The 11,890-nt window shown below is 55.2% G+C and carries 9 protein-coding genes; 2 read left to right on the top strand and 7 right to left on the bottom strand.

Annotation, left to right across the window (positions count from 1 at the left end; translation table 11 throughout):
• Positions 1 to 11 precede the first annotated feature (11 nt).
• A complete protein-coding gene (locus O9H85_RS19805; RefSeq protein ID WP_269883154.1) occupies positions 12 to 2,210 on the bottom strand; it encodes a RelA/SpoT family protein in 2,199 nt (732 codons plus the stop codon).
• Positions 2,211 to 2,339: 129 nt separating this feature from the next.
• Complete coding sequence (locus O9H85_RS19800) at positions 2,340 to 3,401, bottom strand: CotH kinase family protein (protein ID WP_269883153.1); 1,062 nt, start codon at positions 3,399 to 3,401, stop codon at positions 2,340 to 2,342.
• 458 nt (positions 3,402 to 3,859) lie between these two features.
• Between O9H85_RS19800 and O9H85_RS19795 the strand changes: the two genes are divergently transcribed.
• Positions 3,860 to 4,633, top strand: coding sequence for a hypothetical protein (locus tag O9H85_RS19795; RefSeq protein ID WP_269883152.1), 774 nt, complete (start codon positions 3,860 to 3,862; stop codon positions 4,631 to 4,633).
• Positions 4,634 to 4,919: 286 nt separating this feature from the next.
• Positions 4,920 to 5,594, top strand: coding sequence for a DUF2642 domain-containing protein (locus tag O9H85_RS19790; RefSeq protein ID WP_409348171.1), 675 nt, complete (start codon positions 4,920 to 4,922; stop codon positions 5,592 to 5,594).
• A 52-nt stretch (positions 5,595 to 5,646) separates the two neighbouring features.
• Here O9H85_RS19790 and O9H85_RS19785 read toward each other — a convergent pair whose 3' ends face one another.
• From O9H85_RS19785 to secD, 5 genes are all read right to left on the bottom strand, one after another.
• A complete protein-coding gene (locus tag O9H85_RS19785; protein ID WP_269883150.1) occupies positions 5,647 to 6,159 on the bottom strand; it encodes an adenine phosphoribosyltransferase in 513 nt (170 codons plus the stop codon).
• Positions 6,156 to 8,606, bottom strand: coding sequence for a single-stranded-DNA-specific exonuclease RecJ (recJ, locus tag O9H85_RS19780; RefSeq protein ID WP_269883149.1), 2,451 nt, complete (start codon positions 8,604 to 8,606; stop codon positions 6,156 to 6,158). The genes O9H85_RS19785 and recJ overlap by 4 nt, the downstream gene beginning before the upstream one ends.
• A gap of 21 nt (positions 8,607 to 8,627) precedes the next feature.
• The gene (locus O9H85_RS19775) at positions 8,628 to 9,557 is read right to left on the bottom strand and encodes a cation diffusion facilitator family transporter (protein WP_269883148.1); all 930 of its coding nucleotides are present in this window, start codon (positions 9,555 to 9,557) and stop codon (positions 8,628 to 8,630) included.
• A gap of 175 nt (positions 9,558 to 9,732) precedes the next feature.
• On the bottom strand, positions 9,733 to 10,641 hold the full coding sequence (gene secF / locus O9H85_RS19770) for a protein translocase subunit SecF (protein ID WP_269883147.1): 909 nt from the start codon (positions 10,639 to 10,641) through the stop codon (positions 9,733 to 9,735).
• Entirely contained in the window at positions 10,631 to 11,863 is a 1,233-nt protein-coding gene (gene secD, locus O9H85_RS19765; RefSeq protein ID WP_269883145.1) for a protein translocase subunit SecD, read from the bottom strand. The genes secF and secD overlap by 11 nt, the downstream gene beginning before the upstream one ends.
• Positions 11,864 to 11,890: the final 27 nt, after the last annotated feature.

Genomic DNA, 11,890 nt, shown 5'->3' with positions numbered 1-11,890 from the left:
GCGTTGCCGTTTTACGTCTGCATGATCCGCTGCACCGAATAAACGTCCTTGACTCGCTTGATCCTCTCCACCACCGAATGCAAATGATCGATGTTGCGGATCAGGATCGTCATGTGAATCATCGCCAGCTTGTTCTTGTCCGAACGGCCCGATACGGTCGAAATGATCGTCTTGCTCTCGGAGACCGCCTGGAGCACTTCGTTCAGCAGCCCGTGACGGTCGTGTCCCGTAATTTCGATTTCGACGTTGTAATTGGCTTCCACGTTGTCCGCCCATTCCACTTCGATCACGCGGTTTCCTTCTTCGCTGCATTCCGGAGAAGGAATGTTCGTACAGTCCGCGCGGTGGACGGATACGCCCCGCCCCCGCGTAATATAGCCGACGATCGTATCGCCGGGGACCGGATTGCAGCAGCGGGCGAAGCGGACAAGCAGGTTATCCACGCCCTTCACGCGTACACCGTTTGTCGGACGGCCCTTGCGGTCCTTATCGGCGGACGCCGATTTCATTTCCTTGACTTCGTTCGTCAGCTGAAGCGCTTGCTGCTGCGCCTCCTCCGCTTCCCTTCGAAGCTTCTCCGTCAGACGCGTAACGATCTGCGCCGCCGTAATGCCGCCGAAACCGACGGCCGACAGCATATCCTCGATCTCGTTGAAGTTGAATTTCCGCGCAACCTCAAGCATCTCGTCGTCCTTCATAAGGGAAGAGGCGTCATAGCCGAGACGCTTCAGCTCGCGCTCAATCCCCTCGCGGCCCTTCAGGACGTTCTCTTCGCGCTTCTCCTTCTTGAACCATTGCCGGATCTTCGTTCGGGCATGCGAGGACTGCGCGATCTTGACCCAGTCCTGGCTCGGACCGTAAGAATGCTTGGAGGTCAGGATCTCGACGATATCGCCCGTCTTCAGCTTATGGTCGAGCGGCACGATCCGGCCGTTGACCTTGGCGCCGATCGTCCGGTTGCCCACCTCGGTGTGAATGCGGTAGGCGAAGTCCAGCGGCACGGAGCCTGCCGGCAGCTCGATAACTTCTCCTTTGGGCGTAAAGACGAAGACAAGGTCGGCGAAGAAATCCATCTTGAGCGATTCCACGAATTCCTGCGCGTTCTGCGCTTCGTTCTGAAGCTCCAGAATTTCGCGGATAAACTGCATCTTGTCATCGTACATGCCGGACGGCGTTCCCGTGCCGTCCTTATACGCCCAATGCGCCGCCACCCCGTACTCGGATGTGCGGTGCATGTCGAACGTGCGGATCTGCACCTCGAGCGGCTCGCCCTTGGGGCCGATGACCGTCGTATGGAGCGACTGGTACATGTTCGGCTTCGGCATGGCGATGTAATCCTTGAACCGTCCCGGCATCGGCTTCCACAGCGTGTGAATGATGCCCAGCGTGGCGTAACAGTCCTTAATATTATCGACAATGATGCGCAGAGCGAGCAGATCGTATATTTCATTGAACTGCTTGCTCTTCACCGTCATCTTCTTATAAATGCTGTAAATGTGCTTGGGCCGGCCGGAGATGTCCCCGTCGATGCCCATCTCCTGGAGCTTCTCGCGGACGGTCGCAATGACGTCGTTAATATACTGCTCCCGTTCCGTCCGCTTCTTCTGCATCAGGTTCACGATGCGGTAATACTGCTGCGGATTGAGATAGCGCAGGGCGATGTCTTCCATCTCCCATTTGATGGCCGAGATCCCGAGCCGGTGGGCGATCGGACAGAAAATCTCCAGCGTTTCGTCCGCGATGCGGCGCTGCGCCTCCTCGGACTGGTGCTTGAGCGTGCGCATGTTGTGCAGCCGGTCCGCGAGCTTGATCAGAATGACGCGGATGTCCTGAGCCATAGCGACGAACATTTTGCGGTAGTTCTCGTTCTGGTGCTCTTCCTTGCTCTTGAACTTGATCTTCTCGAGCTTGGTGAGGCCGTCCACGATCATCGCGCAAGTCGGACCGAATTTCTCCTTCACAGTATCGAGGGATACCGTCGTATCCTCAACGACGTCGTGGAGCAGCGCCGCAATGATGGACGTCGTATCCATCTGCATGTTGACGAGAATGTCCGCGACCGCAAGCGGATGCAGGATATAAGGCTCGCCGGACTTCCGGACTTGACCGTAATGGGCCCGGTCCGCAAAATCGTAAGCTTCCTTGATCCGGCCGAGGTCGCTTTCTTTTATATATTTGGATGCCTTCTCAAGAAGCTGCTCGATCTCCATCCGTCCATCCATTCCCTTAAATCGATTTTAATCCATTATGCCCTTGAATCGTGCCATACGTCAAGAATATACGGGACAAACCGACACGAAACGAGCTTCGGGATGGAAGCCGATCCATTTGCTGGCACTTTACAGATTGCGGAGGGCCTCCTGCACCAGCTGTCTGCGTTCCTGAATATAATTCCGGATAAAACGGGTCTCCCCGTCAAAGTCCGATACGGACCACTTGCGGGCGCCGTCTCGGATGATATGCGGACGAATCGATTCGTGCATCCTCTCCGCCACCGGGACGATCCGCTCCACGGTAAACGACGTCCCCAGAAACTGCATCAGCAGCGTTTTATACCGGCTCCGTGCGACCTTGAATGCGAGAACCTTAGAGGTCAGCTTGTTATAGCCCTGAATCCTTACCAGGTCGCTCCCGCAAGGCTTGCCGTAGCAGTTCCGCCCCCACGTTCCTTCGTAATCCCATGGAATCATGCGGTATTTCAGCTTCGTCTTATGCCGGTAAATGGCGTAGTTCTGATCGAAGCCGTCGTAGTTGCCCGTGAGCACCGCCCCCGCCAGCCAGCGCAGGTAGTTGTCGACATCGAGCTGTTGCCGGATGTACATCCCGAGCTGCTTGGAACGCAGCGTATTGATCCGGCTGATGAACAGCCTCAGCCGTTCGCGGTCCTTTACCGTCCCTTTCATTTGCTGGTAGCCGGCCAGCAGGGATGCCTTGCGCCGATTCGAATCTCCCTTAACCAGGCTGAAATTGGCATCGTCGTTTACAGCATAGAACAGCGGGCCGGCGCCGATGCCTCTCTTGCGGAAGAAGGCGTCCTCCACGCCTTCGATTTCAAGATAAACCCCCAGGCTTTCACCGTTCAGATACAGGAGACAATGCTTAGTCCGAGGGCTCGGAACGCCGATCCACCGGAAGAATTGAAAGGACAGCGCGTTGCGGATCATCGACGGATCGTCGTATTCGGCGTTGTAATGATAGGTCCTGCCTCCCCGGACGACTTCGTACGATTTCTTCGGGTATTCCCGCGTATGCCCTCCCCTGTAACGGATCCGGACCGGCACGCGTCCGCCCCCGCTTCCCGCCAGCCATGCCTGGACGTACCGTTCGCTCCATACATTGTTCTGAAGCGTTCGCAGCGCTTCCGTTCCTATCACGATATGCCTTACCGGCAGCTCCGCCAAGCCGATCCCCTCCCTATCATCTCCCGGAAAACGTAAGAAGCCTATCCGTCAAGATCAGGCTTCTTGTGCTACTTTACCTTATGTCCGGGGGCAATGAGCGGACACGGCGTCTGCCGCTCCATGGCATGCGCCGCATCGTTTTCTAGTAGAAGCAAGCTCCGCCCTGCTAGGGGAAAAGGACCGTGAACTTCGGCCTCCGCCTGTTCACGTCTTCCGCCGAGACAAGCGTGGAATTTAAGAGATCACTAGATTCCAATCCATACGTTTTGCTAGCTACCACATATCCTACTATTACAAACCGCCACTCACCGCAAATGAAAGGGGGAAAAAGCCTAAGCCTCATTTCAAGCCAGCGTTTGCTATAAAGAGATGAAAAATTTCGGGTCCGGCATTCATCGCTGCCGCGGTTTGTAATTGCTAGAAACACACGTTACCTATCTAAGAGAGGAGAATGTTCAGTGTCTCAAAATGGCCAGCTTCAAAACCTAATCGGTACTCAGGTAAGAATCAACCGCGGAGGACCGGATTCGATCACCGGTACGCTCGTTGCTATTCGTTCCGACTTTCTGGTGCTGAGAAGCAGCGGTACCCTGATCTTCGTCGTAGCGGCTCACATCAAAAGCATCACCGAACTGCAGGGACAAAGAAGCTCCGTTTCCACAGGAATGATGGTTCCGGTTGCGGCAACTACCTTTAACGGAGTACTGCAGGAGCTTCGTCACACATTCGTGCAAATCAACCGCGGGGGCCCGGAAAAATTGGAGGGCGTCATCTCCGACACCAACAACGCTTTTGTCCTTCTCGTCGTCAAAAATCAAGTGGTCCGCATTCCGCTGTTCCACATCAAGAGCATATCCATAACCTCGGGCAGCAAGGGCAATAAAAGCGGCGGCAACAACAATAACAACAACGGCAGCAAGGGCAACAACAACAATGGCAGCAAGGGCAACAACAACGGCAGCCGCGGCAACAATGACAACAACAAAAGCGGCAGCAACCGGTCCAATAAAAACAATCGGTCGAACCAAAATAATAAATCGAACAAAAACAACCGATCGAACAAAAATAACCGTTCGAATAAAAACAACCGATCAAACGCTTCCCGCGGCAATCGCAGCGGCATGCAAAACACGAACGCTACCAGGGGCAATCGCAACACGAAGAAATCGGGAGCTAACAACCGGACGAATACCCGGAACTCGAACTCCGCCCGCGGCACACGCAACCGATAAGAGTGATCCGCTGCACCGGCAGACTCCCGCTTAGCTTTCGTTCCGCGTCTCCTGCTGCTTCCAGCTACCCTCAAGTATACATGCGGTCTCCTCACCGCTTGAGCAACCGGGTCATGCCAATCCACGCAGGCCCGGGAGCTTAACCTTAACCGTCTTTTGATGACGGTTATTTTTATAACGGATGTTATTGGTAAAACGCTTACAAAGATGCTGTCATTCGGAAAACTCTATGCAAAACCCAAGTTTATGCTTACGAAGAAGTTTTCCTCCGGAAAACTTTGAGGAGGTGAACCCCTTGAAAACGATCCAAGCCTTTCTGAACCAACAAGTCGAGCTCACCGTTTCGGGAAAAAAAGACCCTTTGCGCGGAAAGCTTCTTGAGCTCGGCAGCGACATCCTCGTCATCCAAGACGATCTGCAGTTCATTTACATTCCGATTCTCCATCTGCAGCAGATTTCCATTTCCAAGAAGCCCGAAGCCGAATCGGAGGCTGCCGCTGCCGCAGTATGGGAGCCGAAGTCGGATCTTTCCTACCGCAAGGTGTTAATGAACGCCAAAGGCATGTTCACGGAGCTATTCATAACGGGAAATAAATCCATTCATGGTTATGTTGCCAGTATCATGAACGATTTCTTCGTATTCCATTCCCCGCTCCATCATTTCCTGCTTGTGTCCATGCGCCATCTCAAATACCTGATTCCTTACGAACCGAATACGACCCCGTATTCCATGAATCCAAGTGCTTTCCCCCTCTATCCGAACCCGATTTCGCTGGCACGCAATATGGAGCAGCAGCTCAAAAAGCTTGAAGGCGAGTTTGTCGTTTTAAACCTCGGCGAGAACGCAGAAACGATCGGACTGCTGAAGACCGCGGATTCCCCGCTGATCGAAATCGTGAATTCTACCGGCGCATCCTCTTTCATGCACATCGACCATGTCAAAACCGTTCATCGCCCGTAAAAAAACGCCCTCTCCACCGTCAGCCGACAGTGGGGAGGGCGTTCTTTCGATATCAGTATTGGACCAGCGAGATGACCTCGGCTCCGCCGAGCTTCTCCCGTCCGTTGAGCTCCAGCAGCTCGATCAGGAAGGCCGCGCCCACCACTTCCCCGCCCAGCTGCTCGACCAAATGGATCGAGGTCGAGATCGTCCCGCCCGTAGCGAGCAGGTCGTCGGCGATCAGCACCTTTTGGCCGGGTTGGATGGCGTCCTTGTGCATCGCAAGCTTATCCTTGCCATACTCTAGCGCGTAGTCGGCTTCAATCGTCTCGCCGGGCAGTTTGCCGCTCTTGCGGATCGGGATAAACCCGACGCCGAGCTCATAGGCAAGCGGCGCACCGATAACAAAACCGCGGGCTTCGGGACCTGCGATGCAATCGATCTTTTTGCCCGCCAGGCGTTTGGCCAGTTCTTGAATAACAGCCTTGTAGGCCGGTCCGTCCTTCAGCAAAGTCGTAATATCTTTAAAGCTGATGCCCGGCCCAGGAAAATCCTCAATCACACGGATATGTTCTTTGAAATTCATAGGATTTCCTCCAAAAATGATAGATTCCGATGTTTCGGTTCAATAAGTCTCTTGGCCAATTCCTTGGCTGTGGAATACAGAAGCTCCTGCTCTACCCCGGGCCTTCCTTTGCGGGCCTGGTACAAAGCGGAGACCGCCAAATCCTTCTTCGGCGCATCCGGGACAAGCACATAACCTGGGTCATGACGCCGGATAAAGCCAAGCTCCTCAAACACGCGTACGATAAAAGCGGCCGAGACCGGATCAAGCCCCGTACGCCGGACGACCCACCCGAGGAAGCCCTCGGGACCTTCAAATGGCATTGCGCCCTGCCGCAAAGCGGCAATCAGGCCGTATACGCTCTTAAATTGATCGCGGTCCGGCAGCCGGCCGGCCATCTTGTCTACTTCCGTACCGCCAAACGCAGCGTAGATCCGCTCGACTCCGGCCGCTTGCGCCATGACGCCGTCGAGCTGAGTGAAGCTGTCGGGAAGGTAATACATGAACACCGTTCTGGCCTTCTCCCACGCATGCTCCCGGGCCCACGCATTCAGCGGCTGCGGCATTCCCAAGGGATCCGAACGCCACAAGCCGACGGGCATCGCCGGATTCGCGAGGGCCTTAGGCTCGTCTCCCGAGAAGAACATCACCGCGGCAGGCTCGGCTGAGGCTCCCGCATGGTCTGCAAGACGGCCCGCAAGCTCCAGCAGCTTCCGGTCCGGCCGCGGGGTGCCGCGCCAATCGAACAGCTGAATCTCCGATATTTTCAAATCCTGCATCATAATTTGCGGGCGTCTAACCCCGTTCCATTCATTAAGGGACAGCTCGCCCAGCACATCGAGGGCGGCATGAGGCGAGATCCATTCGGCCAAGGCTCCCTTATTGAAGCCAACAGCATCCACTGCAGCCGCGGCTTCGTCGGCTCCGCCTTTCAAGCTCAGCTTGAGATGCTGCTGCTCCTTGCCCATCGTTCGCAGCTCCTTCAGGGACAAGCCGCTGAATACGAATTTCGGCGAGGGATTGCCCGACCCGAACGGCCCCAGCAGCTCAAGCTGCCGGATGCTTTCCAGACCGACATCGCCCCAATCGCATCGCATGTCGGCTTGGATCATCGGAATCCAGTCTTCCGGTCCGAGCCACTCCGCCGCCAGCCTGCACATCCGCTCCTGCAGCTCGGCAAGTCGATCCCGGTGCAGCGACATTCCCGCCGCCATCTGATGGCCTCCGTAATGATCCATCAGGTCTTGACAGTGGCACAAGGCCTTATACATGTCGAAGCCGTTGATGGACCTCGCCGACCCTTTGGCCATGTTCGTTTCTTTATCGATCCCAAGGATAACGGTCGGCCTGTAGAAGCGGTCGACGAGCTTGGAAGCGACGATTCCGATCACGCCGACATTCCACTCTTCGTGAGCCAAGACGATCGCTTCCGGCAGGCCTCCGTCCTCCATGCGGGCTTCGACCATCGCCGTCGCCTGCTTCGTCATCTCCTCGACGATCCGCTGCCGCTCTTTATTCAGCAAGTCGAGCTCGGATGCGAGCTGCTCGGCTTCCTGCCCGCTGTCCGTTGTCAGCAGACGAACCGCCGAATCCGCGCTAAGCAGCCTTCCGCTCGCATTGATCCTGGGAGCGAGGGAAAAACCGATATGCGAAGCATTCACTTCCTTCACGGCTATGCCGGATACTTCCAGAAGCGCCTTGATGCCCTCATTGGAGGTCGAACGCATCCGCTCCAGCCCTTGCTTCACAATCAGGCGGTTCTCTCCCGTCAGCAGCATCAAATCGGCTACGGTTCCGATCGCGGCGAACTCGAGCAGCTCATCCGGCCAGCGGCCCAGAAGCGCTTGAGCAAGCTTCAAAGCGACGCCGACGCCGGCCAAATGCTTGTACGGATAAGGACAGCCGGGCTTCTTGGGATTGATGAGGGCATAAGCGCCTGGCAGCGACTCCGGAGGCTCATGGTGGTCGGTCACGATGACATCCAGGCCAAGCGAGTTCGCATACGCGATTTCATCCACTGCGCTGATTCCGGTATCGACGGTGATGATCAGAGAAACGTTCCGTTCCCGGGCTGCATCGAGCGCCGGGCAGTTAAGCCCGTACCCTTCATGCACCCGGTGCGGTATGTAATAGTCGAATGATGCGCCGAGCATCCTGAGCAGATGAACCATCAACGTCGTACTGCTGACGCCGTCGGCGTCGTAATCTCCATATACGCGGATTCGCTCCCCGTGCTCAAGCGCACGCCGGATGCGTTCAACCGCCCGGTCCATTCCATCTAAAAGGAACGGATCGTGGGTTTGATCCGTTCCTCCGTGTAAAAAACTGGCGGCATGTTCGATGTCGGTGATGCCCCGGGCAACCAGCAGCCGGGCGAGCAGCGGAGGAAGGCTTAACGCCTCCGCCAGCCGATTAGCCGCTTGCTCGTCCGGCTGGCCGATGTTCCATCTTGCCTTTGCTTGAAGCATGCCAGCACTTCCTTCCCTTCATTAATGGAGCACCGTAGGCAGGTCGTCGTGCTCCGGATCCTCGCTCTTGTAAGGATAGCCCGGATCGTAAGGATGAACGTGGATGAATACGTCCGATACATGGGTAAACCTTTTCATAAGCGTTTGTTTGACCGTCTTGGCAATATCATGGCCATCCTGTACGCTAATCCGCGGATTGACGCTGAGCTTGATATCCACGATCACATAATGGCCCTGCTCACGCGCCCGGAGCTCATCCACGGCAATAACGCCTTTAATCCGCTGTACGGTGTCCAGCAAATCGTCCGACTCCTTTTGGTGCAGCGGACGGTTCGCAGGGCTATGTATCGATTCCGAGATAAGTCGATAGCCCCATCTCAAGACGAGGAGCGAAACGACCGCGCCGGCTATCGGATCCAGATAATACAGGAAAGGCATATGGAGGTAGTCCCCCAGCATAGCTCCTCCCGTACCGGCTAATGCCGTCAAGGAAGAATAGATGCCCGAACGACGCTCCGCGGAGCTGCCGCTCGAAGCCATATCCCGGTTACGGTATAAGGCTCTGAACAGTGCTTCCTTCAATACGATCGATAGGATAACAGCAATGAATGCCGCCTTTACTGGGGGCGCCGTTACGCCGTACACGATGGACTTAACGGAAGACAAGCCGATCTCCAGGCCGAGAACAAGCCATATCGTTGAAAGAACGATCGCCTTGGTTAACTCCGGGTTACCCGGAATGCGGCCCGGCTGCACCTTCAGCTCCCGGTGACCCGCTCCTCCGGCAAGTGAGGCAGCCGCCTCTGATGCCGTATGAAGGCTGTCCGCGAGCAGCGCCTTACTTCCGGCAGCATAGCCGATGATTCCTTTCAGCAAAGCCAATGCGAGGTTTCCCGCAATACCGATCCTGGCGGCAAATTCCGCTTTCTTGTAACGGTGGCTATCCGTCATGAGGCCACTCCTCCATGAGATCAGGATGGCTTAACATAAGCAACCCCTAGTGAACCCGGAATAAACGGGCCCAGGTCCTTTCACGGACCAGTAACCGGCACGTTTATCAAGGTAGTTTTATCAATTGAGAAAGGCCGCGGAAACTGCCGTTTCGCGCGGCCGGATGCTATGAACTTTACGCGGCTGCTTTCTTCTTGGCCGCTTGAAGCGACTTGCGTTTGAAGAAGTAGAACAGTCCCGCAGCGATACAGATGGAAGAGTACGCGCCGCTGGACAAACCGATCAGCTTCGCCAGGGCGAACAGCTTGATGGACTGGCTGCCGAAGATCAGAAGACAGAGTGCCGCAATCAAGACCGTGAGCACGGTATTGATGTTCCGATGCATCGTCTGCCAGATACTGTCGTTCAGCAGCTTGGCCAGATCCTCCGGCGTCTTCAGCTTCGCAAACCGCATATTTTCACGTACGCGGTCGAAGATAACGATCTTATCGTTGATCGAATAACCGATCGTGGTCAGGATCGCCGCCATAAACGGCAGGTTCACTTCGAACCGGAAGATCGTGAAGAAGGCGATAACCATAAAAGCGTCGTGCAGAATGGCAACGATCGAAGCCACGGCATAACGCCATTCAAAACGGATCGTGACATAGAGGCAAATCGCAAGGCTCGCGATGCCGATGGCAAGAATCGCTTTGTTCCTCTGCTCGATGGCCATATCCGGCGTGACCGTGTTAACTTCTTGAGATACTTTGTCCCCGTAGGCCGCGACGAAGCCATCTTTGATTTTCTTGATGGAATCGTCCTTCAAAATATCATTGAACCGGACGGACAGCCGGTCATTGTTCGTCCCGCCAATCGTCATAACGGCCGGCTCCGCATTGACGCTTTTGAAGACCTGGTCGGCCTTCGCCTTGTCGATCGCTTGTCCGACGGTAATATCCATCGAGGTGCCGGCTCTGAAGTCGACGCCGTAATTCATGCCGCTGATGAGCAGCATGACGAGGCCAAGAACCAGGATGATCAAAGAACCCAAGTAAAATTTCTTACGATGCTTAATGAAATCGAAACGCGGCTTAGAGCTCACGGATTTCCGCCTCCTTCACTCCGAAATAAGCCGGCTTCTTAAACAGGTTGCCGCGAACGAGCAAGTGAATGAGCAGGCGAGCCAGGAATACGTTGGTAATGATACTGAGTCCGATGCTGAGCATATTGATCAGGGCAAAGCCGCGAATCGCGCCGTTGCCGATATAGTAGAGTACGAAGCCCGCAATAACGTTCGTTATATTGGCGTCCATGATCGTACGGAACGAGTGCTTGGACCCCGAACGCAGGGAGGAGAGAATGCTCTTGCCGCTGCGGATCTCTTCCTTGATCCGTTCATAGGTAATGATATTGGCGTCGACCGCCATCCCGATCCCGAGAATAAACGCCGCGATCCCCGGAAGGGTCAGCGCCGCATGAATCCAATCGAATACGACCAGGAGCAGCCAGCCGTACGTGATAATCGTAATGGAAGCGACAACGCCCGGAATACGGTACAAAGCCAGCATAAAGATCAGGATCAGGATCGAACCGATCAGACCGGCTTTCACCGTTTCCTGCAAAGACAGTTGACCTAGCGTAGCTCCAACGCTTTGTACATATTTCTCGGTCAAATTGAGCGGCAGTGCGCCCAGGTTGATCGTATCGGCCAATTTCTTGGCTTCATCGTAAGAATAATTGCCTGTAATCGTCGCTTTGCCGTCTGTCAGCACCTGCTGTACAATCGGGGCGGACAATTGGGTCTCGTCCAAGTAAATCGCAAGCGGCTGCTGAAGCAGCTTCTGCGTCACATTCTTGAACTTCTCCTTATCCTTTACTTCGATGGAAATCATCGGCCGGTTCGATTGGTCGAAGCCAACCTTGGCCGCATTCTCTACGAAATCGCTGCCGATCATTTCTTTCGTTCCGTCAGGTCCGCGGAAGGAGAGCTCCGCCGGCTTGCTGATGACTTTCCTGACTTCCTCTTCATTACTGACCCCCGCCAGTCTTACGCGGATGCGATCCGTTCCCTCCGTCGTGACGTCGGGCTCGGCAATCCCGAGCTTGTTGGCCCGAGCTTCCAGACTGGTTGCCGTTTGTTTTAGCGAATCCTTCGTGACCGTCTTCCCGGCCTCGATCGGCGTCGCCACATAGAGGATTTCGAAGCCGCCTTTCAGATCGAGCCCGAGTCTCATGTTCTTAACCAAGTTCGGACTTGTCACTGCGATCGAAGCGAACACAATCACAACGATGCCGAAAAAAGCGACAATTCTTTTGATGTCCATAACGATCTCCTTCCATACTCAATATTC

Source organism: Paenibacillus gyeongsangnamensis (assembly GCF_027533625.1).
Lineage (GTDB): Bacteria > Bacillota > Bacilli > Paenibacillales > NBRC-103111 > Paenibacillus_G > Paenibacillus_G gyeongsangnamensis.
The sequence above is the reverse complement of the archived record's forward strand: the minus strand, read 5'-3'. Positions and strand labels throughout refer to the sequence as shown.